This window comes from Pseudomonas sp. 5Vm1k (genome assembly GCF_056161485.1).
Genome location: NZ_JBSPCZ010000035.1, coordinates 15,861 through 40,589 on the forward strand (window position 1 = coordinate 15,861; position 24,729 = coordinate 40,589).

25 protein-coding genes are annotated in these 24,729 nt (G+C 61.0%); 13 read left to right on the forward strand and 12 right to left on the reverse strand.

The window, feature by feature from the left end:
- Nucleotides 1–21: 21 nt before the first annotated feature.
- The 4 genes from ACWIKB_RS33090 to ACWIKB_RS33105 all read right to left on the reverse strand — a co-directional run bounded on the left by ACWIKB_RS33090 (nt 22) and on the right by ACWIKB_RS33105 (nt 3,739).
- On the reverse strand, nt 22–939 hold the full coding sequence (locus ACWIKB_RS33090) for a 5-oxoprolinase subunit C family protein (protein ID WP_475271619.1): 918 nt from the start codon (nt 937–939) through the stop codon (nt 22–24).
- Nucleotides 936–1,640 carry a 5-oxoprolinase subunit PxpB gene (gene pxpB / locus ACWIKB_RS33095; RefSeq protein ID WP_475271620.1) on the reverse strand — a complete coding sequence of 235 codons (705 nt, stop codon included), beginning with the start codon at nt 1,638–1,640 and terminating at the stop codon, nt 936–938. The genes ACWIKB_RS33090 and pxpB overlap by 4 nt, the downstream gene beginning before the upstream one ends.
- Entirely contained in the window at nt 1,637–2,389 is a 753-nt protein-coding gene (locus ACWIKB_RS33100) for a 5-oxoprolinase subunit PxpA (protein WP_475271621.1), read from the reverse strand. Before ACWIKB_RS33100 ends, pxpB begins: the two co-directional genes overlap by 4 nt.
- A gap of 63 nt (nt 2,390–2,452) precedes the next feature.
- Entirely contained in the window at nt 2,453–3,739 is a 1,287-nt protein-coding gene (locus tag ACWIKB_RS33105) for an MFS transporter (RefSeq protein ID WP_475271622.1), read from the reverse strand.
- A 158-nt stretch (nt 3,740–3,897) separates the two neighbouring features.
- On the opposite strand from ACWIKB_RS33105, the gene ACWIKB_RS33110 reads away from it, so the two are divergent.
- Nucleotides 3,898–4,812 (forward strand): LysR family transcriptional regulator, encoded by a 915-nt coding sequence (locus ACWIKB_RS33110; protein WP_475271623.1) that lies wholly within the window; start codon nt 3,898–3,900, stop codon nt 4,810–4,812.
- A 145-nt stretch (nt 4,813–4,957) separates the two neighbouring features.
- Here ACWIKB_RS33110 and ACWIKB_RS33115 read toward each other — a convergent pair whose 3' ends face one another.
- From ACWIKB_RS33115 to ACWIKB_RS33125, 3 genes are read right to left on the reverse strand one after another with little or no spacing between them, the layout of a single operon-like run.
- Nucleotides 4,958–5,500, reverse strand: a complete 543-nt coding sequence (locus ACWIKB_RS33115; RefSeq protein ID WP_475271624.1) for a DUF2937 family protein — start codon at nt 5,498–5,500, stop codon at nt 4,958–4,960.
- A gap of 12 nt (nt 5,501–5,512) precedes the next feature.
- Nucleotides 5,513–6,289 carry a class II glutamine amidotransferase gene (locus tag ACWIKB_RS33120; RefSeq protein ID WP_475271625.1) on the reverse strand — a complete coding sequence of 259 codons (777 nt, stop codon included), beginning with the start codon at nt 6,287–6,289 and terminating at the stop codon, nt 5,513–5,515.
- A gap of 32 nt (nt 6,290–6,321) precedes the next feature.
- The gene (locus ACWIKB_RS33125; RefSeq protein ID WP_475271626.1) at nt 6,322–6,819 is read right to left on the reverse strand and encodes an MFS transporter; all 498 of its coding nucleotides are present in this window, start codon (nt 6,817–6,819) and stop codon (nt 6,322–6,324) included.
- Nucleotides 6,820–7,129: 310 nt separating this feature from the next.
- On the opposite strand from ACWIKB_RS33125, the gene ACWIKB_RS33130 reads away from it, so the two are divergent.
- Nucleotides 7,130–9,184, forward strand: coding sequence for a S9 family peptidase (locus ACWIKB_RS33130; protein ID WP_475271627.1), 2,055 nt, complete (start codon nt 7,130–7,132; stop codon nt 9,182–9,184).
- A 185-nt stretch (nt 9,185–9,369) separates the two neighbouring features.
- Nucleotides 9,370–9,843, forward strand: coding sequence for a cyclic nucleotide-binding domain-containing protein (locus tag ACWIKB_RS33135; protein WP_475271628.1), 474 nt, complete (start codon nt 9,370–9,372; stop codon nt 9,841–9,843).
- A gap of 114 nt (nt 9,844–9,957) precedes the next feature.
- Here the strand turns inward: ACWIKB_RS33135 and ACWIKB_RS33140 are convergent, their stop codons facing one another.
- Nucleotides 9,958–10,248, reverse strand: a complete 291-nt coding sequence (locus tag ACWIKB_RS33140) for a hypothetical protein (RefSeq protein WP_475271629.1) — start codon at nt 10,246–10,248, stop codon at nt 9,958–9,960.
- A gap of 89 nt (nt 10,249–10,337) precedes the next feature.
- Between ACWIKB_RS33140 and ACWIKB_RS33145 the strand changes: the two genes are divergently transcribed.
- The 4 genes from ACWIKB_RS33145 to ACWIKB_RS33160 all read left to right on the forward strand — a co-directional run bounded on the left by ACWIKB_RS33145 (nt 10,338) and on the right by ACWIKB_RS33160 (nt 13,508).
- Nucleotides 10,338–11,024 (forward strand): spermidine synthase, encoded by a 687-nt coding sequence (locus tag ACWIKB_RS33145; protein ID WP_123410584.1) that lies wholly within the window; start codon nt 10,338–10,340, stop codon nt 11,022–11,024.
- Between the two features lie 49 nt (nt 11,025–11,073).
- A complete protein-coding gene (locus ACWIKB_RS33150) occupies nt 11,074–11,448 on the forward strand; it encodes a YajD family HNH nuclease (RefSeq protein ID WP_475271630.1) in 375 nt (124 codons plus the stop codon).
- A gap of 271 nt (nt 11,449–11,719) precedes the next feature.
- Complete coding sequence (locus tag ACWIKB_RS33155) at nt 11,720–12,574, forward strand: hypothetical protein (RefSeq protein WP_475271631.1); 855 nt, start codon at nt 11,720–11,722, stop codon at nt 12,572–12,574.
- Between the two features lie 250 nt (nt 12,575–12,824).
- Complete coding sequence (locus ACWIKB_RS33160) at nt 12,825–13,508, forward strand: response regulator transcription factor (RefSeq protein ID WP_163908961.1); 684 nt, start codon at nt 12,825–12,827, stop codon at nt 13,506–13,508.
- 144 nt (nt 13,509–13,652) lie between these two features.
- On the opposite strand, the gene ACWIKB_RS33165 is transcribed toward ACWIKB_RS33160, so the two are convergent.
- Nucleotides 13,653–14,063 (reverse strand): PA0061/PA0062 family lipoprotein, encoded by a 411-nt coding sequence (locus ACWIKB_RS33165; RefSeq protein WP_475271632.1) that lies wholly within the window; start codon nt 14,061–14,063, stop codon nt 13,653–13,655.
- A 156-nt stretch (nt 14,064–14,219) separates the two neighbouring features.
- Nucleotides 14,220–14,624 carry a PA0061/PA0062 family lipoprotein gene (locus tag ACWIKB_RS33170; RefSeq protein ID WP_475271633.1) on the reverse strand — a complete coding sequence of 135 codons (405 nt, stop codon included), beginning with the start codon at nt 14,622–14,624 and terminating at the stop codon, nt 14,220–14,222.
- Between the two features lie 227 nt (nt 14,625–14,851).
- On the opposite strand from ACWIKB_RS33170, the gene ACWIKB_RS33175 reads away from it, so the two are divergent.
- From ACWIKB_RS33175 to ACWIKB_RS33195, 5 genes are all read left to right on the forward strand, one after another.
- Nucleotides 14,852–18,073, forward strand: coding sequence for an efflux RND transporter permease subunit (locus ACWIKB_RS33175; protein WP_475271634.1), 3,222 nt, complete (start codon nt 14,852–14,854; stop codon nt 18,071–18,073).
- On the forward strand, nt 18,063–19,229 hold the full coding sequence (locus ACWIKB_RS33180; RefSeq protein ID WP_475271635.1) for an efflux RND transporter periplasmic adaptor subunit: 1,167 nt from the start codon (nt 18,063–18,065) through the stop codon (nt 19,227–19,229). The genes ACWIKB_RS33175 and ACWIKB_RS33180 overlap by 11 nt, the downstream gene beginning before the upstream one ends.
- A complete protein-coding gene (locus ACWIKB_RS33185) occupies nt 19,213–20,625 on the forward strand; it encodes an efflux transporter outer membrane subunit (RefSeq protein ID WP_475271636.1) in 1,413 nt (470 codons plus the stop codon). Before ACWIKB_RS33180 ends, ACWIKB_RS33185 begins: the two co-directional genes overlap by 17 nt.
- A 309-nt stretch (nt 20,626–20,934) precedes the next feature.
- Nucleotides 20,935–21,405, forward strand: a complete 471-nt coding sequence (locus tag ACWIKB_RS33190; protein WP_054055178.1) for an RNA methyltransferase — start codon at nt 20,935–20,937, stop codon at nt 21,403–21,405.
- Between the two features lie 77 nt (nt 21,406–21,482).
- Nucleotides 21,483–21,854 (forward strand): YgaP family membrane protein, encoded by a 372-nt coding sequence (locus tag ACWIKB_RS33195; protein WP_475271637.1) that lies wholly within the window; start codon nt 21,483–21,485, stop codon nt 21,852–21,854.
- 87 nt (nt 21,855–21,941) lie between these two features.
- Here the strand turns inward: ACWIKB_RS33195 and ACWIKB_RS33200 are convergent, their stop codons facing one another.
- Both ACWIKB_RS33200 and ACWIKB_RS33205 read right to left on the reverse strand, forming a co-directional pair.
- Nucleotides 21,942–23,171, reverse strand: coding sequence for a hypothetical protein (locus ACWIKB_RS33200; protein WP_475271638.1), 1,230 nt, complete (start codon nt 23,169–23,171; stop codon nt 21,942–21,944).
- Between the two features lie 137 nt (nt 23,172–23,308).
- The gene (locus ACWIKB_RS33205) at nt 23,309–23,758 is read right to left on the reverse strand and encodes a YcgN family cysteine cluster protein (protein WP_475271639.1); all 450 of its coding nucleotides are present in this window, start codon (nt 23,756–23,758) and stop codon (nt 23,309–23,311) included.
- A gap of 280 nt (nt 23,759–24,038) precedes the next feature.
- On the opposite strand from ACWIKB_RS33205, the gene ACWIKB_RS33210 reads away from it, so the two are divergent.
- Nucleotides 24,039–24,632: a nitroreductase family protein gene (locus tag ACWIKB_RS33210; RefSeq protein ID WP_403017925.1), complete on the forward strand. Its 594-nt coding sequence runs from the start codon at nt 24,039–24,041 to the stop codon at nt 24,630–24,632.
- Nucleotides 24,633–24,729 lie beyond the last annotated feature (97 nt).

Consider the following 24,729-nt stretch of genomic DNA (forward strand, 5'->3'; position numbering starts at 1 on the left):
GGGGCAAGCCCCCTCGCCACATTAAAACTGCTGCAAATACCCGACCTGCTCCCGATGCGCCACGTCCTGCACCACCGGCCGCAACCTTACCTTCGCCCCCGGCAAACACTGCGCCAGCCGCGCCAGTGCCAACGGCGTCAACGCCCCCAATCGCGGATAACCGCCAATAGTCTGCCGGTCATTGAGCAACACAATCGGCTGCCCGTCCGGAGGCACCTGCACCGCGCCCAGCGGGATGCCTTCGGAAATCATCGGCTTGCCCTGGTATTCCAAAGACGTGCCCAGCAGACGAATGCCCATGCGGTCAGCGCGACTGTCGAGGGTCCAGACGCTATTGAACGCATCGAACAGGCTTTGCCCGCTGAACGCGCCGATCTGCGCACCGAGCACCAGGTCCAGTGGTGCATCAAGTTTGAAATCCGGGACGAGCCCTTGCGGCAACTCCCGCAGCAATATCAAGTCACTGCCCGAATAGCTCAGCTGCGCATCCTTGGCCAACGGCCGACCCATGCCATCGAGCCCGCCAAGTTCCTCACGGACCACCGTCGCGCTGCTGCCCAACACCTTCGGCGCATCAAACCCGCCCGGCGCGGCGAGATAAGCCCGCGCCCCCAGCAACGGCTGGGTGAACTGCAACCGCTGGCCTTTGTGCAGCCGGAAGCTGCGCCACGGCGCCAATGCTTCGCCATTCACTTGTGCGCCCAGGTCCGCCCCAGCCAGCGCCAGCACGCAATCCTCTTCGGCCAGCACGCTGAACCCACCGAGGGTTATTTCGATCACCGGCGCATCCAGCCCATTGCCCAGCAGCCAATTGGCCCACGACATCGAGCGCCAATCCAGCCCGCCACCCTGGGTCACGCCCAAGTGCCGCACGCCGAATCGTCCCGCGTCCTGCAACAGGCACAGCGGCGTACTCGCTTCAATTCTCAGTCGGCTCATGCCTGGGCCTCCAGTGGCGTGTCGTCACCGCCCAGGTTGATGAACTCGGCTTGGCTGACAGCTTCGAAACGCACAGTGTCGCCGGGTTGCATCAGGCTGTAGCCGTCGCGCTCGCGGTCAAACAGTTTGGCTGGCGTGCGGCCGATCAGGTTCCAGCCACCGGGGGACACCACCGGGTAAGCCGCAGTTTGCCGCTCGGCAATTCCCACACTCCCCGCTGCCACTTTCTTACGCGGCGTGTTCAGACGCGGCGCGGCGAGGATTTCTTCTACCAGCCCCATGAAAGCAAATCCCGGCGCGAAGCCCAACGCGAACACCTGATACTCGCGCTCGCTGTGACGACGAATCACCTCGTCCATCGACAACCCACTGCGTTGCGACAACAGGCTCAATTCCGGGCCGACACTCAAGTCATACCAGACCGGCAACACATGGCATTTGCCCGTTGTGCTGGCGTTGGGCGACAGATCGATCAACGCTTCAGCAATCAACTCCCGAGCCTGGGCCGGACTCAGCGCGGTCAGGTCGTAATGCACCATCAATGTCGTGTAAGACGGCACCAGGTCGATCAAATGCCCGGCAAACGCGGCGCGCAGACTTTCACTGGCCGCGAGCATCCACGGCATGTTGGCTTCGGCAATTTCATCGAACAGACGCACCATCAGGCAGTCCAGCGCGACCACTTCTACCCTTGGTTTCATGACGCACTCTGCTGATTCAAGGCCTCGCGGATACGCTGCACAGCGGCCACCGAACTGGCGTTGTCACCGTGCACGCACAAAGTGTTGGCCTGTAAATGCAAGGCGCTGCCATCGCTGGCCGTGAGGTTATCGCCTCGGGCAATGGTCAGCGCTTGTTCGATGATTTTCTCGGGATCGTGATGCACCGCTCCCGGCAACTGCCGTGAGACCAGCATCCCGGCGCTGTCGTAGGCGCGGTCGGCGAAGGCTTCGAACCACAGCGTCACGCCGTATTCATCGCCCAATTGCTGCGCAGCGCGGTTGTCGCGGGTGGCCATCAGCATCAGCGGCAACGTACGGTCGTAAGCCGCCACGGCCTGGATCACCGCACGTAATTGCGCCGGGTTGGCCATCATGTCGTTGTACATCGCGCCGTGGGGTTTGACATAGCTGACTTTGCCGCCCTGGGCCCGGCAGATACCGTCGAGGGCGCCGATCTGGTAATGCAGGATGTCTTGCAGTTCCTGGGCGGTGTAGGCCATGGAACGCCGGCCGAAGCCGACCAGGTCCTGATAGGCCGGGTGCGCGCCGATCTGTACGCCGTGGCTCAGGGCCAGTCTGACGGTCTTGCGCATGATGCTCGGGTCGCCGGCATGGAAACCGCAGGCGATGTTGGCGCAATCAATGAAGGGCATGACCTCGGCATCCAGACCCATGGTCCAGTTGCCGAAGCTCTCGCCGATGTCGCAGTTCAATAGCAGGCGGCTCACGGTGAACACTCCTGTAGGCATATTCTTTTTTTACTGCCGGATAGATGCGCAGCAGATTATCAGTTACTCGGCGTCCAGTTGCTTGCCACGGGTTTCCGGCAGGCTCAATGCCGCGAGGATCACCACCCCGTAGGACACTGCCGCAAACGCCCCGATGCCTACGCTCAGTGGCACTTTCTGGCTAAGCAAACCGATCAACAGCGGAAACATCGCCGCCAACGCCCGACCGATGTTGTAGCAAAACCCCTGCCCCGAACCACGAATCCGCGTTGGGAACAACTCAGTCAGGAATGCGCCCATGCCACTGAAAATCCCCGAGGCAAAGAAGCCCAGCGGGAAGCCCAGCCACAACATCACCGCGTTGCTGACCGGCAATTGGGTGTAGAGCAAAACGATGGTGAACGAGCCGACGGCGAACAGGATGAAGTTCTTTTTGCGGCCGAGGATGTCGGTCAGATAGGCGCTGATGACGTAGCCGATGTAGGAACCGACGATCACCATCGCCAGATAACCACTGGTATTGAGGACGCTCAAACCGCGCTCGTTTTTCAGAAATGTCGGCAGCCACGAGGTAATTGCGTAGTAACCGCCGAGCGCGCCGGTGGTCAGCACCGAAGCGCGAATCGTGGTGAAGAGGATGCCCGGAGCAAAGATCTCGTAGAACTTCGCCGGGTTACTCGGTGTTTGCTTGGCTTTTGCTTCGCGATAGATTTCCGGGTCCTTGACCAGCCGACGGACGAAGATCACGAAAATCGCCGGGACGATGCCGAGGATAAACAGCGCACGCCAGGCGTCTTCCGGCGGCAACACCGAGAACAGCAGCGCATACAGAATCGCTGTCAGCCCCCAACCCAGCGCCCAGCCCGATTGCACCATGCCCACCGCTTTGCCGCGGTCCTTGGCGCGAATCACTTCGCCCATCAACACCGCGCCGGCCGTCCACTCACCGCCGAAACCGAAACCCATCAAGGTGCGGCTGATCAGCAGTTGTTCGTAGTTTTGCGCGAAGCCGCAGAGGAAGGTGAAGAAGGCAAACCACAGCACGGTCAGTTGCAAAGTGCGCACACGGCCAATGCGGTCGGAGAGAATCCCCGCCACCCAGCCGCCGATGGCCGAGGCGATCAGGGTGCTGGTGTGAATCAGCCCCGCTTCACCGGTGGTAATGCCCCACATGGCAATCAGGGTCGGCACCACGAAGCTGAGCATCTGGGTGTCCATGCCGTCCAGGCCATAGCCGATCTTGCAGCTCCAGAACGTGCGGCGTTCCTGTTTGTTGATGTTGCGATACCAGTCGAAAGGTCCCGGGCGAGTCGTAGCCTTGGGGATGTCGAGGGTGTCGGGCGCGCTCATGGCAAGTCTCCGTACATATTTTATTGGTATTGTTCTGAGCCCCGACGACGCCTATCGTGGGAACCGGATGACCTGATTTTTGGGCGCCCGGGCCTGCGGCGTCCAACTAATAAAAACCCGCCCTAGACATAAGAATTCTTTATCCCCGAGCAGATCCTATGAATTTGAAGTTCCTCGAGACCTTTGTCTGGGTCGCCCGACTCAAGAGTTTTCGCCTGACCGCGGACAAGCTCTTCACCACCCAGGCGTCGATTTCCAGCCGCATCGCGGTGCTCGAAAGCGAGCTCGGGGTGAAGCTGTTCCTGCGCGATTCCCGGGGCGTGAGCCTGACGCCCGAAGGCCTGAAAGTGCTCGAATACGCCGAGCAAATGATGGACACCATGCAGGCGCTCAAGCAGTCGATCGAGACCCGCTCGAGCAAGGTCGGGCGGGTGCGCATCGGCGTGATGGACACGGTGATTCACACCTGGCTCAGCCCGTTGGTGGCGCAGATGATGGATCACTATCCGCTGGTGGAAATCGAGCTGGTGGCCGATACCTCGCTGAACCTCTGCGATCAGCTGCAAAAAGGCTTTCTCGATCTGATCCTGCAAACCGACCTGTTGCGCCAGGAAAGCGTGCGCAGCCTGGAACTGGCCAGCCACCCGATGGGCTGGATCGTCGCCAGCAACTCCATCTACAACCGCGAGTACTCAGGCGTGGCCGATCTGGCCCGCGAGCGGATCATCACCTACTCGAAAAACTCCCATCCGCACCAGGACGTTCTGGCGCTGATGCAGGCCAACGGCGTGTTGGCGCCGCGCTTGAACTGCGTGAATTCGGTGTCGGCGATTACCCGGCTGCTGCGGGACGGCTTTGGCATCGGCGCATTGCCGCCGGTGTTGGTGGCTGAAGAGTTGGCGCGGGGGGAATTGACCTTGCTGGCCATCGACCAGCGGCCACCGAATTTGCAGGTAGTGGTGTCGTGGCGGATCGGGGTGGAATGGGTCGAGGAGATTGTGACGTTGTGCCAGCAGGTGCTGGAGGGGTATGCGCGGAAGGTGGGTGAGGGTTACATCGTTTTAGCTCATTGATCGTTCCTACGCTCTGCGTGGGAACGATCAAAGATCAAAAGATCGCAGCCTCGTTTCACTCGACAGCTCCTACACAGCTCCTACAAGGGTTTTGCATTCCCCTGTAGGAGCTGTCGAGTGAAACGAGGCTGCGATCTTTGGCGGATCAAAGACCCCGCACATCCCGATCTTCAATCGGCCGGCTCTGGCGCAGGCGTTTGCCGCCCAGTACTACCCAGTCGATCAGCCGGAACAGGCATTCAATGCCGAACGACAGCAACAACGCGCCACTCATGCCCCAGATCATCGCTTCCGGGGTCAGCAAAATCTGGTAGCTGTAGCCGTTCCAGGTTTCCTTGCGAATATCCGGGTCAGCGGCCAGTGCCACTTGCAGGAAGCGGATATACCACGGGCCTTGCATCGCCTGGTATTGCTTATCGAGGGCCAACTGACGGGTGAGCAAAGTGCTCAGGCTGTCGGCATCACTGCGAAAGATCGGGTCTTCGCTGGCGCGGTAGTGTGCGACCAACGCCTGCATATCGCCCTTGAAGAACTCATTGGCGGTGCCCTGAAAACCACTCAAACCGGTCTGCGCTTCAATCATGTGCGCTTCGACCCGCTTGGCGTAATCGCTGATGAACCCCGGCACCTGGACACCGATCAACAGGCCCGCCGCAAACAACACCAGCCGTAAATAACTGAGCAACATGGGGGTAAGTCCTTATTCGGTCTTGCCCTGACTGACGCATTCACCGCGTCGCCAGAGGCTCCATTGGCCCGGTTCGTAGCGGGTCCAGGTTTCGTTTTCGGTCAAGGGTTCGGTAGCGATCACCGTGACCACATCGTTGGGCGTGGTTTCGGCCTGGAAGTCGACGATCACATCGACGTCCTTCAAGCGCGCCGGGCCGAACGGGGCGCGGCGGGTGATCTGCGCCAGCTTGGTCGAGCAATAGCAGAACAGCCAGTCGCCATCGCTGAGCAGGCAGTTGAACACGCCTTTGCTGCGGTATTCGGCGCAGGCGGCCACCAGGTCCGGCAGCAGTTCTTCAATTTCTACCGGTTCTGGGAACGCCGCGCGCACGCGGTTGAGCAAATCACAGAACGCCGCTTCGCTGTCGGTATCGCCGACCGGGCGGTAGAAACTCTTGATCGGTTGAAAGTCCGCTAGCTGCCCATTGTGGGCGAAGCACCAGTTGCGCCCCCACAACTCACGCACGAACGGATGAGTGTTGGACAGGCAGACCTTGCCGACATTGGCCTGGCGGATATGCCCGATCACCACTTCGCTCTTGATCGGGTAGCGCTGCACCAGGTTCGCCACTTCCGACTCGCAACTCGCCGCCGGGTCCTGGAACAAGCGCAGGCCACGGCCTTCGTAGAAGGCGATGCCCCAACCGTCACGGTGCGGCCCGGTACGCCCGCCGCGCTGCATCAGCCCGGTGAAGCTGAACACGATATCGGTCGGGACATTGGCGCTCATGCCCAATAACTCACACATGCTCGGACTCTCGCTTCAATGCTGGGGCAAAGTTACAAACGCGGTTCGATGCGCGAACGCTGAGGGTTGTTCGGGATCGGTGGACGGCCATAACGATCATCGCCAGCCACGCCGAACGGTTGATCGTCTTCATAGTCGTCAGGCTTGATCGCGGCTTTGGCGTCGGCCGCCTGTTCCTTGCGGGCGTTGGCTGCGCGCTCGATGGGCCAGCGGATCAGCACCAGAATGAGGTACAGGCCGAAAACGATCATGCCGTACATGAACAGATCGGAAATCGCCCGCCAGGCGTTGTTGCCCACCTTGAACGCCAGGTCCAGGGCGGTAATGGCGATGGCCGGGGCGACTTTGTCCTTCACCGGGTCGATGATGGTCGGGCTGAACAGCAACACCGCCATCAGCAGCCGCAGTGGCTCACGCAGGTAGCGCCACATCCAGCGGGTCAAGCGCATCCACACCAACAGGCAGCCTAAAGCGGCAAAGGCGTAGAGGCCCCAAGCGATCAGATAGTCGTTCTCGGTCATGGTGTCCATGGCAAGGCAGGCAAAGAGGCGCTTATAGTAACGACTTTTCGCCTGTCCGGCTTGTCCCAATGCCAGTCGGTCAAGACACAGAACCTGTGGGAGCGGGCTTGTGTGGCGAGGGGGCTTGCCCCCGTTGGGTCGCGAAGCGGCCCCAAAACCTGAGATCGCGGTACACCAGATACATCGCATGCAATGGTTTTACGACTGCTTCGCAGCCGAACGGGGGCAAGCCCCCTCGCCACAGGCCGTTCCCACAGGGATCTGCAGCGGCATCAAGACCTGCGAAACCCCTATTCCGTACATCGTCCGAGAGCCCTTCATGCCCTTATCCGCCAATGTCACCAGCGCCCCGATTGCCCGCAAGGCCGAAGGGGTTGACCCATATGCCTGGCTTCAGGAGCGCGACACCGACGCGGTGCTCGACTACCTGAAGGCTGAAAACAGCTATCAAGAGGCGCAAACCGCCGATCAGGCCGGGTTACGCGAAACCCTGTTCGAAGAGATCAAGGGCCGGATTCTCGAAACCGACCTGTCCCTGCCCTCGCCATGGGGGCCGTACCTGTATTACACCCGCACCACGGCCGGTGACGAATACGCCCGTCACTACCGCTGCCCGCGCCCGGCCGATGACAGCCTGCTCATCGACGAGGGTCGGGAACAACTGCTGCTGGACCCGAACGAACTGGCCAACGGCGGCTTCTTCTCCCTCGGTGCGTTCAGCATCAGCCCGGACCATCAGCGTCTGGCCTACAGTCTCGACACCACGGGCGATGAGATTTACACGCTGTTCGTGAAGGAATTGTCCAACGGCCGTGTCAGCGAACTGGAGTTCGAGGACTGCGACGGCAGCATGACCTGGGCCAATGACAGCCTGACGCTGTTCTTTGGTGAACTGGACGACACCCATCGCCCGCACAAGCTGATGCGCTACCGACTGGACGGCACGGCGGCCGAAGAAGTGTTCCACGAGCCGGACGGCCGGTTCTTCCTGCATTGCTACCGTTCAAGCTCCGAACAGCAATTGCTGCTGTCCCTGGGCAGCAAGACCACCAGCGAAGTCTGGGTGCTTGATGCCTTCGAGCCGCACCAGGCCTTTACCTGCCTGGCGCCCCGGGTCGAAGACCACGAATACGACGTCGACCACGGCGCACTCGACGGCCAATGGACCTGGTTCATTCGCACCAACCGCGACGGCATCAACTTTGCGCTGTACACCGCGCTCGATACCGGCGTGGCGCCGACCCAGGCCGACTGGCAAAACCTGATCCCCCACAGCGACACCGTGATGATCGAAGGCCTGAGCCTGAACGTCGAAGCCGTGACCCTGAGCCTGCGCGAAGGTGGCTTGCCGATCATTGAGGTTCGCCCACAAGACCTGGCACCTTATCGCGTGCAACTGCCGGACGCGGCCTACAGCCTGCATGTGCAAAACAGCCTTGAGTTTGTCAGCGACAGGATTCGCCTGCGCTACGAAGCGTTGAACCGTCCAGCGCAGGTTCGTCAGCTGGAACTGGCCACGGGCGAGCAGAAAGTCCTCAAGGAAACGCCTGTGCTCGGCCCGTTCGACGCCGATGCCTACGTCAGCCAGCGCCTGTGGGCGACCGCGCCGGACGGTACGCAAGTGCCGATCAGCCTGGTGGTCAAACGCGAAGCGCTCGGCAAGCCGACGCCGTTGTATCTCTACGGCTACGGCGCCTACGGCGAAAGCCTCGACCCGTGGTTCTCCCACGCCCGCCTGAGCTTGCTGGATCGCGGTGTGGCGTTTGCCATCGCGCACGTGCGCGGCGGCGGTGAACTGGGGGAAGCCTGGTACCGCGCAGGCAAGCAGGAACACAAGCACAACACTTTCAGCGACTTCATCGCCTGCGCCGAGCATTTGATCGCCAACGGTTTCACCACCCCGCAGCAATTGGCGATCAGCGGCGGTAGCGCCGGTGGTTTGCTGATCGGCGCAGTACTGAACCAGCGCCCGGAGCTGTTCGCGGCGGCGATTGCCGAGGTGCCGTTCGTCGACGTGCTCAACACCATGCTCGACCCGGACTTGCCGCTGACCGTCACCGAATACGACGAATGGGGCAATCCTGAAGAGCCGGACGTCTATGATCGGATCAAGGCCTACGCCCCTTACGAAAACGTCTCCGCCCAGGCGTATCCGGCGACCCTGGTAATCGCCGGCTACAACGACAGTCGCGTGCAGTACTGGGAAGCGGCCAAGTGGGTGGCGAAATTGCGTGCGACCAAAACCGACGACAATCCCCTGCTGCTCAAGACCGAATTGGGCGCCGGGCATGGCGGGATGAGCGGGCGCTATCAGGGATTACGTGACGTAGCCCTCGAATACGCATTTGTTTTCAAGGTTTTGGGCATCGCCTGAGGAACTTGGCCCGGCGTACGGGTCTTAATTCGTACGCCGACCTACCCTTGTAGGAGCGAGGCTTGCCCGCGAAGAGGCATAAGATCCAACATCAATGTTGGCTGACACACCGCCTTCGCGGGCAAGCCTCGCTCCTACAGGGGGATGAGCATCAATCAGCAAAAAACAAAAAAGACCGTGACGACATGTCAGAACCGACCTTACTGAACAACGAAATTCGCGACTGGCTGATGGACTGCGGCCTGTTCGATCAATTGCTGCCCGCCGACTTCGCCGCTGCTTCCGGTTATTTCAGCATCAGCACCATCGCCCAGGGCGAAGAGATTTTCCATGAGGGCGATGCCGGTAGCTTCATGTGCATCATCCACACCGGCCAGGTCTCGGTGCAAAAGACCAACAGCGACGGGCAAACGGTGATCATGGCCACCCTGCGCAGCGGTCGGGCGTTCGGCGAGATGGCCGTGCTCGACGGCGAGCGGCGCTCGGCCAGTTGTGTGGCCGCGAGCAATTGCCAGTTACTCAACCTGGGCAAGGACTCGCTGGAAAAGATGCTCAACGACGCACCGAAAATTGCCGCCAAGATCATCCGCGCCCTCGCCGTCTCGCTCTCCAAGCGCCTGCGCATGGCCGACGGGCAACTGCTTTCGCAGCAGGTGTAAGTGTCCCGTCTCGCAAATACTGTTCCTTTTTGACGGCGTCTGTTGCCGTCATGCTGCGTTGCCTGACGACAACAGCCACTCGTCAAAAGAGAAACGTATTTGTGAGACAGGACACTACCCGCCCGGCGATTTGATTTTCGTGCTGTTCGGCTCAAGGCCCGGCAACGGCTGGTCCTTGGACGGCGGGCTGGGCATTTCAATCGGTACGAGTGGCGGCCCGCCACTGCCAGGCCCGGTTCTGGGCACGCTGGTAGGGGTAATCTGCGAGTACGGCGTGGGGGTCGCGGTACCGGGCGAGCCGGACATCGGCGCAGGGCTGGTGGGTATGGTTTGCTGCTCCTGGGCCTGCACTGCAGTTATCGAGAGCGCGGCCAAGGCAATGACCGTTAGAATGGTGCGCTTCATCAATGGCTCCGTTGGCCTTGTTGTCTGCTTGCAGGCTACTCCCAACGGCGTCCGTTTGCCTTATGCCAATTTCTGCTCAAGAGCCTCCCATGAAACGTTTCGTTCTGCTCGACACCGCCCCCATCCCTGAAAACGGCGGTGCCCTGTGCCTGTTCGAATACGGTGAGGATTTCGTCATCAAGATCCAGGGGGGCGACGGCGGGCAATTGATGAACACCCGCATGCACGGTTCCGAAGACGCCCTGGCCGAGATCCCGTGCCGCAAGGTCGCCGGCCGGCCGAACTCCCGCGTCTTGATCGGCGGTTTGGGCATGGGCTTCACCCTCGCCTCCGCCCTCAAGCACCTGGGCAAGACCGCTGAAGTAGTGGTCGCCGAACTGGTGCCCGGCGTGGTCGAATGGAATCGTGGCCCATTGGGCGAAAAGGCCGGCAACCCGTTGCTCGACCCACGCACCGTGATCCGCATGGAGGACGTGGCCAAAGTGCTGCAAGCCGAACCTCAGGGCTTCGACGCGATCATGCTCGACGTCGACAATGGTCCCGAAGGCCTGACCCAACGGGCCAACAGCTGGCTCTACTCGTCCGGCGGCCTGAGCGCCTGCGCCAAGGCCCTGCGGCCAAAAGGCGTGCTGGCGGTGTGGTCGGCCAGCGCTGACAAGCAGTTTTCCGACAAGTTGAAAAAGGCCGGTTTCAAGGCCGAGGAAGTCCAGGTCTTCGCCCACGGCAACAAAGGCACACGCCACACCATCTGGATTGCCGAGAAGCTCAAGGGCTGAGCTAAACTGAGTTCATAACCGTCATTAGTCTTTTTACAAAGGTGAACCCATGAGTTCGTCCACCCCGACCAATACCTCGAAGCTGGATCGCATCCTCGCCGACAACCAGCGCGACAAGGAAATGGGTTACCGCGACAAGGCCCTGAAGATGTACCCGCACGTGTGCGGCCGCTGCGCCCGTGAATTCTCCGGCAAGCGCCTGAGCGAACTGACCGTGCACCACCGCGACCATAACCACGACAACAACCCGCAGGACGGCTCGAACTGGGAACTGTTGTGCCTGTATTGCCACGACAACGAACACTCGCGCTATACCGATCAGCAGTACTTCAGCGAAGGCTCCCTCAGCACGCCGAAAGTCGCCAAGGCCACCCATAACCCGTTCGCTGCGCTGGCTGGGCTGATGAAAAAAGAAGAAGACTGACACCAATCCCTGTGGGAGCGAGCTTGCTCGCGATGAGGGCGTGCCAGTCGACATCATTGTTGTCTGATAAGCCGCGATCGCGAGCAAGCTCGCTCCCACAGTTGTTTTGAGTTTCCAGCGGCAATACGGCGGCGACAACTTGCCGCTACCGGCAATGCTTGCCCATTACAAACATGTCAAAACCGCTACAAGCTCGCCATCAAACTGCCCTCCGCCCCGCTGGCACTGTTCTTGCGATGTATCAGCATCAATACACTCAAGGCAGTGAACGATGAACGTCACCTCAACCTTCAACAGCCCCGCCATGCTGGCTTACGGCGCGGCTGCCCAGGCCAGGGCTAAAACCAGCGCCACCGAGCAGGCGGCCAAAGACGCCAAAACCGATGACGCGGTCAGCCTGTCGAAAAAATCCACCGACTACAGCGGTTCGATCGGCAACAACACGCCGTACTTTCCGGTCCGTGCGGGCATGAACGCAGACGCCCTGGTGCTGGGCGTTACCCAACCTGGCGCGGTGTCCAGTTCCAAGGACAAGACCTTCGCGGAGGTGGCCGTGGATGCGCGCAAACGCATGGACGACAAGTACGCGCAGATGAAGACCGGCGAAAAGCCTTACAGCGCCAGCGTTGAAGACAAGAATGCGTTGATGGGCGACCTGGATCGCCGTTCGCTGAACGCCGTGGCCACCAATGAAGGCGGCAAGTTCTCGAACGATGAGCAGGAAGCGGCCAAAGCGCTGATGCAACAGCAGGCACGGTTGGCGTCGGGTCACTACAGCGGCCCCGAAGATCAAAAGAAAAACTGGAAAGACCCGTTCGCCAATGACCCGATCGGTCGCGCCAAGGCCGCGCTGAATTTCCTCGACAACATGAGCCCCGAGGAAAAAACCAAGCCCGAATGGTTATCCCAGCACCAGACCTTGCAGGACGCGTTGACTCAGTACGGCAAGGGCGATGCAGTCGCCGGGGGTAAAAAGAAAGACGGGCACTTCAACAACCTTGCGGAAATCCTCGCGGGTGTAGACACCAGCGGCTCGGGGAGCAAAGACCCGGAGAGCAACAAGATCACCAATGCGGCCAGCTCGATGATGGACAAGCTGAAAGCGATGCTGCCTGCAACCAAGTAATCCCAGGCCGAATGCAAAACCTGTGGGAGCGGGCTTGCTCGCGAAGGGGCCGTGTCAGGCAACATTAATGTCGACTGACCCACCGCCTTCGCGAGCAAGCCCGCTCCCACAGGGGATTGAGGTCGCCCATGAAAAAGCGCCGTGCGGTATAGCGCATTTTCTTTGTACCGCACATGAAACTTTCATCAGAAAGTTGATAAGCATTTATTGGCAAAATCGCGACATCCGGAACTCTGAACAGGTAACCGACATGTCCCGAATCTTGACCATCGAAGACGATGCCGTGACCGCCAAGGAAATCGTCACCGAGCTGCAAAGCCACGGTTTCGAAGTGGATTGGGTGAGCAATGGCCGCGAAGGCCTGGTGAGCGCGGTCAGTGGTAATTACGACCTGATCACCCTCGACCGCATGCTCCCCGAGCTTGATGGCCTGGCGATTGTCACGACGCTGCGCGCCATTGGCGTGGCCACGCCGATCCTGATGATCAGCGCCCTCTCCGACGTCGATGAACGCGTGCGCGGCCTGCGCGCTGGGGGCGATGATTACCTGGCCAAACCGTTCGCCACCGACGAAATGGCTGCACGCGTCGAAGTGCTGCTACGGCGAAAAAGCCCGGCCAAGACCTTCGAAACTACCCTGCGCATTGCCGACCTGGAGCTTGACCTGATCAGCCACGAAGCCAATCGTGCGAATCAGCCGCTGAGCCTGCTGCCCACCGAATACAAACTGCTGGAATTCATGATGCGCAATCCGGGACAGATTCTGTCGCGGATGATGATTTTCGAAGAGGTCTGGGGTTATCACTTCGATCCCGGCACCAACCTGATTGATGTGCACATCGGCCGGTTGCGCAAGAAGATCGACCCTCCCGGTTTACCGCCGTTGATCCGCACCATGCGCGGGTCGGGCTATGTGATTGCCGAACCGCTATAAAGGCGTTTCACCGAACCTGTGGCGAGGGAGCTTGCTCCCGCTGGGCTGCGGAGCGGCCCCCTTTTTTAAAAACAGGACTGCTGCGCAGTCCAACGGGAGCAAGCTCCCTCGCCACAGTTATGTACTTGATTTTGAACTGGGTGTTTAGCCGGGCATGCACTGGAAGTCGCCGGTCTGCGCCAACTCTTTACCGTGTGAATCCTCAAGCCGCGCGCTGACGGCCTCCCCCAGGCTCGATTCCACCAGTCGGTAGTGTTCGCCGGCCTTGAACTGCTTATAACTGACCTTGCCTTCGCAATCCTCCTGGTTCGAATCACCACTCGGCATCTCAAACAGCGTCACCGCCAGGTCATGGGCGCCGGGGGCCACTTCAAAAAAGCGTCCGTCATCGATGCGCTTGCCATCCACCCGTTCGGCCAGCATGTCATTGGGCGCCTCTTCCTGAAGCCCGATCCAGGCCATCCCCGGGTCAGGTTTGGGCATCGGGCCGGCACAGGCGGACAACAGACAGACCACGCTCAAGCCGGGAATCAACAGCAGATGTTTAAGTGTCATTGGAATGTCCTTCCTTCCTAAAAAAAACTTCAAAACACTACAGGTCCCTGTGGGAGCGAGCCTGCTCGCGAAGAGGCCGTGTCAGTTGACGTCAGTGTCGACTGACCCACCGCTTTCGCGAGCAGGCTCGCTCCCACAGTCTTTTTCACACCCGTATTACGAGCACTGAAAGCTGTCGCTCTGCGCGACCTGCTTGCCATGGGAGTCCACCAGACTGGCACTGGCCGACAGGCCCTCGCTGGTCGTATTCATGTGGTAGCGCTCACCCGCCTGGAAGTGGCTGTAGTCCAGCCGGCCCATGCAAATGGGTTCGGCCGAGTTGCCATCGGTACCTCGAATCAGCGTCACCTGCAGTCGATGAACGCCGGGCGTGACCTCGAAATAGCGCCCGTCATCGACGCGTTGGCCATCGAGTTTTTCCGCCAGCACATTGGTGTTCCCCGGTTGTTGCAGACCAATCCAGGCTTCGCTCGGATCAGCCTTGGGCACCGGCCCGGCACAGGCCGACAACAGACACACCAGGCCCAGGCCCGGAAGCATTAACAGGGGTTTGAATGTCATTGAAAAACACCTCGCAAAATGGACGCCGAGGCCGCCGTCAGGTGTGACGGTGGGCGCTCGGCTTGAGGTGAAGAGTGGCGGGCTAGAGCGCTGCGGACAAATGAAGACCCATGAAAGGTTTTTCAGCAAATGCTTAAAAATTTCTTCATTCCCGTGAAGGCAAATCTTTAAGTAGCAACCGCAAGACTGCCGGGCAATTGCACTTCAAGACCTCGGAGGTTTACGGCATGCTCGGGCTGGTAAAGACTGCACTGCTCAAGCCCTACACGTTTATCGTGCTGGCAATTTTCATCTGCATCATCGGGCCCATGGCGGCCCTGCGTACACCAACCGATGTGTTTCCCGACATCGGTATTCCGGTGATCGCGGTGGTCTGGCAGTACAACGGCCTGGCGCCGCAGGACATGGCCGGGCGGGTGATTTACACCTATGAGCGCTCCCTGAGCACCACGGTCAACGACATCGAACACATCGAGTCGCAATCGCTGCCAGGCATGGGCATCGTCAAGATTTTCTTCCAGCCCGGCGTCGACATCCGCACCGCCAACGCCCAAGTCACGGCGGTGTCGCAGACGGTGCTTAAGCAAATGCCACCGGGCATCACGCCGCCACTGATCCTCAACTACAGCGCCTCGACCGTGCCGATTTTGCAGATGGCGTTCTCCAGCCCGACGCTGTCGGAAGCGAAGATCCGCGACCTGGTGCAGAACAACATCCGCCTGCCGCTGACCTCGGTGCCGGGGCTGGCGATCCCGACGCCGATGGGCGGCAAACAACGGCAGATCACCCTCGACCTCGACCCACAGGCGTTGGCCGCCAAAGGCCTGTCGGCGCAGGACGTCGGCAACTCACTGGCGGCGCAAAACCAGATCATCCCGGTGGGCACCGCCAAGCTCGGCCCCAACGAGTACACGGTGCTGCTGAACAACAGCCCGAAAGCCATCGACGAGCTCAACGATCTGCCGATCAAAACCGTCGACGGCGCGCTGATCACCATCGGCCAAGTCGCTCACGTGCGCGACGGCTCACCCCCGCAGACCAATATCGTACGGGTCGACGGCCGCCGCGCCGTGCTGATGCCGGCGCTGAAGAACGGCAATATTTCCACACTGTCGATCATCGACGGCATTCGCCAGATGCTGCCGCGCATCAACGAAACCCTGCCGCCATCGCTGAAAACCTCGCTGCTGGGGGACGCCTCGGTGTTCGTCAAACAGTCGGTGGGCAGCGTGGCCAAGGAAGGCATCATCGCCGCGTTGCTGACCAGCGCGATGATCCTGCTGTTTCTCGGCAGCTGGCGTTCGACGCTGATCATCGCCGCGTCGATTCCGCTGGCAGTGTTGTCGGCCATCGCTCTGCTCGCGGCCAGTGGCCAGACCCTCAACGTGATGACCCTCGGCGGGCTGGCGTTGGCCGTGGGGATTCTGGTGGACGATGCCACGGTGACCATCGAAAACATCAACTGGCACCTGGAGCAAGGCAAAGCGGTGAAGACCGCAATCCTCGACGGCGCGAAACAAATCGTCGGCCCGGCCTTCGTTTCGCTGCTGTGCATCTGCATCGTGTTCGTGCCGATGTTCCTGTTGCAGGGCATCGCCGGTTACCTGTTCCGGCCGATGGCGCTGGCGGTGATTTTCGCCATGGCCAGCTCCTTCATTCTGTCGCGCACGTTGGTGCCGACGTTGGCGATGTTTTTGCTCAAACCTCATCGGCCGGAACAAGGTCCGGGGCATCACCCGGAAGATGAATTCATCAACCACCACGAGGGCGAACAACACCGCAAAACCCACCATCCTTTGCTGCAACGGGTGCTGAATTTCCAGCAGGGATTCGAGCGACATTTCTCCAATCTGCGGGACACCTACTTCGGTTTGCTGGAATTGGCGCTGGAGTATCGCAAGCGTTTCCTGCTCGGGTTCCTGGCGTGTGTGCTCGCCTCTTTTGCGCTGCTGCCGAGTCTGGGCGAGGACTTCTTCCCAGCCACCGACGCCGGCGCATTGTCGCTGCATGTGCGCTTGCCACTGGGCACGCGGATCGAAGAAAGCGCGGCGGCGTTCGACCGCATCGAAGCGCGGATTCGCGAGATCATTCCGGCGGAACAGCTGGACACCATCGTCGACAACATCGGCATTCCGCTGAGCGGCATCGACATGGCCTACAGCAACAGCGGCACCATCGGTCCGCAGGACGGTGACATCCAGGTCAGCCTCAAGGCCGATCACAGCCCAACCGCCGATTACGTCAAACGCCTGCGCGAAGCCTTGCCTGAAAGCTTTCCCGGCAGCCACTTTGCGTTTCTGCCGGCGGACATCAGCAGCCAGATCCTCAACTTCGGCGCACCGGCACCGCTGGACGTGAAAATCTCCGGGCCTAACGATGTGGCCAACCGTGCTTACGCGGTGGAACTGGAGCGACGCCTGCAACATGTGGCCGGGGTCGCTGACCTGCGCATCCAGCAGTCCACCGGTTATCCGTCGTTGCAGGTCAACGTTGATCGCCTGCGCGCCAACGGCCTGGGCATCACCGAGCGCGACGTGACCAACAGCATGGTCGCGTCCCTGGCCGGCAGCTCGCAGACCGCGCCGACCTTCTGGCTCAACCCGGCCAATGGCGTGTCCTATGGCGTAGTCGCCGCCACGCCGCAATATCGCCTCGACAGCCTGCCATCCCTGGAAGCCTTGCCGGTGACCGGCAGTGACGGGCAATCGCAAATCCTTGGTGGCCTGGCGAGCATTTCCCGGGTGCAGAGCCCGGCGGTGGTCAGCCACTACAACATCATGCCGACCCTGGATGTGTACGCCAACGTGCAGGGCCGCGACCTCGGCGGCGTGGCCAAGGACATTCAAAAAGTGCTGGATGACACCGCCTCAATGCGGCCCAAAGGCGCGGTGATCAGCCTGCACGGGCAGATCGATGCGCTGCACGAAGCCTTCAGCGGGTTGAGCTTCGGCCTGCTCGGCGCGGTGGTGCTGATCTACTTGCTGATCGTGGTCAATTTCCAGTCATGGGTCGATCCGTTCGTGATCATCACCGCCCTGCCCGCCGCGCTGGCCGGGATTGTCTGGATGCTGTTTCTCAGCGGCACCTCGCTGTCGGTGCCGGCCCTGACCGGGGCGATCCTGTGCATGGGCGTGGCCACGGCCAACTCGATTCTGGTGGTGAGTTTCTGTCGTGAACGCCTGGCCGAACACGGCGATGCACTCAAGGCTGCACTCGAAGGTGGCTACACGCGTTTTCGCCCGGTGTGCATGACCGCCCTGGCGATGATCATCGGCATGCTGCCGCTGGCCCTGTCCGAAGAACAGAACGCGCCACTGGGCCGCGCTGTGATCGGCGGGCTGATCCTCGCCACCACCGCCACTTTGCTGTTCGTCCCGGTGGTGTTCAGCCTGGTTCACGGACGCCAATCATCTCGTACAGTTGTTGGAGAAAGCTCTCATGTCGCCTGATCAAAAACCGTCGCGCAAACGCCTGATGTGGGTGGGGGTCGGCGGCCTGACCCTGGCCGCGTTGCTGGTGGCCAACGGTCTGGCCGCCCGCACTCGCCACGAGAAAGCCGTGGCAGCCTGGACCGAAACCGCCGCCATGCCACTGGTCAGCGTGTTCCAGCCGCAACAGAACGTGCACGGCGACAGCCTGCGTTTGCCAGCGCATCTGGAAGCGTGGAGCAAGGCGCCGATTCATGCGCGGGTCAGCGGTTATCTGAAGGACTGGAAAACCGACATCGGCGTCCACGTGAAGGCCGGGCAGACTCTCGCCGAGATCGACAGCCCGGACCTTGATCAACAAGTCGCGCAAACCCACGCACGATTGATCCAGGAACAGGCCAACGCACGTCTGGCCGAGACCACGGCGAGCCGTTGGCAAAACCTGTTGGCGAGCCATTCTGTGTCGCGTCAGGAAGCCGATGAAAAACGCTCCAACGCTGCCGCCGCCAAGGCTAACGCCGATGCGGCCGCCGCCGATTACGCGCGGCTCTCGGCGCTGGAGGATTACAAGACCATTCGCGCACCGTTCGCCGGGACCATCACCGCGCGCAACACCGACATCGGCCAGTTGATCAAGGCTGATAACGACAGCGACCCGGAGCTGTTCGACATCGCCGACACCCACCAACTGCGCTTGTACGTGCCGGTGCCGCAGAACTACGCCAGTGTGATTCGCCCCGGCATGCAGGCCGAACTGATCGTGCCGGAACATCCTGGCCAGCATTTCAGTGCGCGGTTGATCGGGGATTCCACGGCAGTTGACCGACGCTCCGGCACCTTGCTCGCGCAGTTTGTTGCGGATAACCCGGATGGCGCGTTATTGCCCGGCGACTATGCCGAGGCGACTTTGCAGATTCCGGCAGACACCCATGGCGTGAGCATTCCTGCGAGTTCGCTGATCTTCCGCGCTCAAGGCACGCAGGTAGCGGTGCTTGATCCGGATAACCACGTGCACTTGCGCGACATTCATATCGGTCTGGATCTGGGCGAGCGGCTGGTCATCGATCAGGGTTTGAAGCCAGCGGACCGGGTCGTCGATAACCCGCCGGATGCCCTGCGTGAAGGCGATACCGTGCAACTGGCCGACGCCGGAGGTGTGCATGCGCCCAAGGCTTGAGCTGCTGATCATGGCGCTGGCGTTGCAGGGATGTTCAATGGCGCCGGCGTACAAGGCGCCGGACATCGACTTGCCGGCGCAGTATCGCGAGCAGACCAGCGATGGTCCGTGGCACTTGGCCAAGGCCCAGGAATCGGGTCCGGACTGGTGGCAGATTTATCAGGACTCGCGCCTGAACGACCTGCAACAGCAATTGCTCAAGGCCAACCCGGACCTGGCCGCCGCCCTCGCGCACTTTGATGCGGCGCAGGCGTATTCCGGTCAATTGCATGCCGGGTTGTTCCCGCAAATCACCGCCAGCGCCCAGCCGTTGCGCCAACGTCAGTCGGACGGCAAACCGTTGCGCGGCAGCAATCAGCCGTCGGTGTACAACAGTAATACCGCTGGATTTGCGCTGAACTTCGACCTCGATTTGTGGGGGAGGATTCGTAATCAGGTGGCGGCGGGAGATGCCCAGGCTGAGGCTTCGGCGGACGACTTGGCGGCGGCGCGGTTGAGCCTGCAACAGCAACTCGCGATGCTGTATATCCAGCTCAATGGGTTGGATGCGCAGAACAAAATCCTCACCAGCTCCCTCGATGATTACACCCAGGCGCTGCAACTGACCCGCGACCGCTATGAAGGCGCCATCGCTTCGGAACTGGACCTGACCCGCGCGCAAAGCCAACTGGCCGAGGCCCGGGCACAACTGGACGATGTGCGGGCACAGCGGGATCTGGCGGAGCATGCGATGGGGGAACTGGTGGGTGAGCCGGCGAGTGTTTTCCGGCTCCAGGCCAGCGATCAACCATTGGCGTTGCCCTCAGTCCCCGGCGCACTGCCCAGCACACTGTTGCAACGCCGCCCGGACATCTCGGCCGCCGAACGCCGGGTGTTTGCCGCCAACGCCAACATCGGCGTCGCCCGCGCCGCGTGGTACCCGGATTTCAGCCTGACTGGCCTGCTCGGCGGGCAAACCGCTGGCAGCGGCAATCTATTGGCCGCCGGCAATCGCTATTGGGCACTGGGGCCGCTGGTCAACCTGCCGATCTTCGACGGCGGCCGCCTCGACGCCAACGAACGCCAGGCCAAGGCCGAATTCGAAGAAGCCGCCGCGCATTACCGCAGTCAGGTGCTGCGGGCGGTGCGGGAGGTAGAGGACAACCTCGGGCAACTGCGCGATCTGCAACGGGAGGCGGAGGATGAGCAGGCGGCTGTCGATGCCGCGCAGCACACGCAGACGCTGGCGATGAACAGCTATGAAGCCGGGGCGGTGAATTATCTGGATGTGGTGACCGCACAGACCTCGGCGCTGCAGGCACAGCGGCGGTTGCAGAGTTTGCAGACGCGGCAGTTGCAGGCGAGTGTCGGGTTGGTGGTGGCGTTGGGTGGGGGTTGGAGCAGCAGCGAAGATTGATGCTGGCTGTGCAGGCCCTATCGCGAGCAAGCTCGCTCCCACAGGGGTTTTGCGTCTAACTCAGTATTTGTGAACACCCGAGATCTCCTGTGGGAGCGGGCTTGCTCGCGAAGAGGCCGTGCCAGTCGACATCGTTGTTGAATGACCCACCGCTTTCGCGAGCAAGCCCGCTCCCACAGTTGATCGCGTTTCCCTGTGGGAGCGAGCTTGCTCGCGATGACGGCCGCACTGGCACCATCAATCTACAAACTGACCACCCTGTGGCAATCCCCGTATAATCGCCCTCTTTTTCCCGAAGGCACCCCGCTCGTGGCAGACAAACGGTACAGCTGCATTGGTTTGTATAACCCCAAATCACCGGAGAATGTCGGCTCGGTGATGCGCGCCGCTGGCTGTTATGGCGTGGCGTCGGTGTTCTACACCGGCAAGCGCTATGATCGCGCCGCCGACTTCGTCACCGACACCAAGCGCGTGCACTACGACATCCCGCTGATCGGCATCGACGACCTGAAAAAAATCCTGCCGCTGGGTTGCGTGCCGGTCGCCGTGGAGCTGGTGGAAGGCGCCCGTTCGCTGCCGGAATACACCCACCCGGATCGCGCGCTCTACATCTTCGGCCCGGAAGACGGTTCGCTGGATAAAGAGATCCGCGACTGGTGCGAAGACGTGGTCTACATCCCGACCACCGGTTGCATGAACCTGGCCGCCACCGTCAACGTCGTGCTGTACGACCGCATGGCCAAGGGGCTGAACACTCGCTCGGGGCCGAAATTCCGCTGAATCGCCGCACATCCGATGGAACAAGCGGCCCGCTTCGGCAGTCAGCTTTACTATCCTTCCCTGCCTGGAGACAGATCATGAGCGAACTCAAACGCGTAGAGCGCATCGAATCCACCCCGTTCCAGACGCACCACGAGCAGAACGTCGAGGGCTGGGAACGCATCGGTTCCCTGGCTGGCGGCGTGGTGATGGTCGGCAAGGGCCTGCGTCGCGGCGGTGTGTTTGGCCTGATTCAAGTGGCAATCGGCGGCGTGGCCCTGGCCCGCGGCATTACCGGGCACAGCTCGGTGAAAAGCCTGCTGGAGAAGAGCCGTCAGGACATGAACAACGTGCGGGCGAAGATTCAGCGCGCGGGTGAAGAGCTGAATCAGTTGAAGGCGGCTGCGGAAGCGGCGACCAAGACGGCGACCGTTACCGGGAATGATTCGTTGAAATCGCCTAAAGCATAAGAGCAAAAGATCGCAGCCTTCGGCAGCTCCTACACAGGGTTTTGCGTACACCTGTAGGAGCTGCCGAAGGCTGCGATCTTTTGATTTTTACTGCAATAGCTCGGTATCGAGGACTTTGGAGGACTCACCAATCACGCTTTCGGCAAGCTGAACAAACTCCTTGGTGTCGACACTTTCCAAATGCATCGCCCCGCGCTGCACATCATCCAGCGACCGCTTATTGCGGGTCTTGATTCGAATCTCCTGATCCAGCTCCTGTAGCAGCAACACTGCCTTGGCAATCTGCGCCGGGTTGACCTGCGAACCACGCAATGTCGTCACTTTCTGGCTGTCCTTGGCCAACTTCTTCTGCAAACTCTCGTAGCGCTCATCGCTCATGCCACCCGCGCGGCGCACCAGCTCAATGGCGTAGTACTCGGCCAGACCTTCGCTGATCCAGTCACTGTGCTGTTTGTCGTTGACCCGGCCAAAGACCTGAACGAGCTCGCGCACCAGCACACTGGTGCCGCTTTCGCTGACCAGTGGCAAACGGCTGTTGAGGTAGATCGATTCCCGCGCCGCCAGGCTACCGCGCCACATCGGGTCGTTGGCGCCGACGATCAACAGTTTGCTCGGATGGCGTGGGAATACGGTCTGGACTTGCGGCCAGACAAAAGTCAGCAGCGTCAGCACGTCCATGCGATGCATGCCCTGCCCCAGCGGCGAGGCGACGGTGACTTCGGTTTCCCCCAACCGTGTGCGGCGGCTGCCGAGGTGGCCGGCGAGCATCCAGCCGGTCGGCCGGTCGAACAGCCGCGAGACGTTGTTGATGCGAAACGTGTTCTTGCCGATGCGCGGCCAGGCGGTTTCGACGCTTTTCCAGCCGTTGGGCAATTCGAATTCCAAACGTGACACCAGTTCGATGCCGTCCTGCTGATCGAGCTTGGCCGCCGGCACCAGATCGTCGCCGCGCATCAACGCCCAGTTTGGCGTCATGCGCGTGTCGAAGCTGCCGTTCTTGCGCCCGTGACTGATGCGCACGCGGTAGGTCAGGCTGGCCTTGTCGGCGGCTGGGTGCCAGACCCCACGGGCGGTTTTACCCGGCGTAAGCTGCCATTGGCCGTCGGCCTTGAAGTCGCTGTAGTGGCTGCCGTCGCCCAGGTCAAAGTCGAGGCTGCGCACCGCCGAGCCCTGGGCCAAGGTCAGGCGCACTTCAGCCTGATCGCTTTGTGGCAACAGGCGCACGTGGTAATCCAGATCGACCTTCTTCGCCGCCCACACCGACGAACTCAGGGCCAACGCCCCGACGGCCAACGCCAGCCGTAATCCCCCAGCCATACACACTCCTTATGTGGCGAGCGAGCTTGCTCGCGCTGGGCTGCTTAGCGGCCCCAGTTTTTAGTCATTAAGCCTATTTGGTGAGTGCTGCGCACTCAAGCGGGAGCAAGCTCCCTCGCCACAAAAGCAGTGGGCATTCAGCCAGCCCGGAAAATCAGGTGATCTTCCCAATCGTCTTCCGGCACGCTGCCTTCAGCGAGCATGCGCCCGGATTGGGAAATGCGTTCGTGGTGCACCGCATCGCGGTCGCCGCACACCAAGTGATGCCACAGTGGCAGGTCCTTGCCCTCGCTGACCAGCCGATAACCGCAGGTCGGCGGCAGCCACTGGAACTCTTCGGCCTTGCCCGGCGTGAGCTGGATGCAGTCCGGTACGAAATCGCGACGGTTCGGGTAATCGGTGCACTGGCAGGTTTTCAGGTCCAGCAGTTTGCAGGCAATGCGCGTGTAGTAGACGCTGTTGTCTTCTTCATCTTCGAGCTTTTGCAGGCAGCACAGGCCACAGCCGTCGCACAGCGATTCCCATTCCTGCGGATCGAGTTGATCGAGGGTTTTGCGTATCCAGAACGGTTCGACTTTGGCGGCCATGGCTCAAGCATCAACATCAGGTGGTGAAAAGGCCGCCAGTCTAGTGCCCAAGGCCTTGGGGGCCAAGCGCTGGCGACTGTCGGTAGAACTTCACTTGTCAGTTTTGGCGCCACGAAGTAGCTTTGCCAGTCGCAACGAGCCAAACCTGAAGGCCATTAACGCGCAACCGCGTTGCATTCCGGTGAACTGCCACGGCTCGAAAAACCTCATCGCTCAGCTCAACTGTGGCCGCTGGTTTTTATTTCGACTCCCTGACCCAAACGTAGCAAGGAACCTTTGCATGAGTGCCAATCCACGCGTTGCCGAATATGCCATTCACCCACAGTTCACCGATCGCTGGTCGCCACGGGCCTTCACCGGCGAAAGCATCCCGGAAGAAACCCTGCTGAGCTTCTTCGAAGCCGCGCGCTGGGCGCCGTCGGCGTACAACTCGCAGCCTTGGCGGTTTCTGTACGCGCGTCGCGACACGCCGAACTGGGAGCGTTTCCTGGGTCTGCTGAATGAGTTCAACCGTGGCTGGGCGCAACACGCCTCGGCGCTGGTGATCGTGATTTCGAAAACCACCTTCGCCGTGCCGGGCGCTACCGAAGAAACCCCGGCGCTATGGCACACCTTCGACACCGGTTCGGCCTGGGGCCACCTGGCGCTGCAAGCGAGCATCAGCGGCTGGCACACCCACGGCATGGCCGGTTTTGACCAGGAACTGACCCGCAAGGAGCTGAACATTCCCGAAGGTTATGCGCTGCACGCGGCCGTTGCCGTCGGCAAATTGGGCGACAAGGCAACGCTGGCGGAATACCTGCAAGCCCGCGAAGAGCCAAGCCCGCGCCGTCCGCTGAGCGAACTGGCGGCTGAAGGCGACTTCACCCTCTAAACCACACCACAAAACCCACTGTGGGAGCGGGCTTGCTCGCGAAGGCGTCGGCACATTCAACATCGATGTTGACTGACATGGCCTCTTCGCGAGCAAG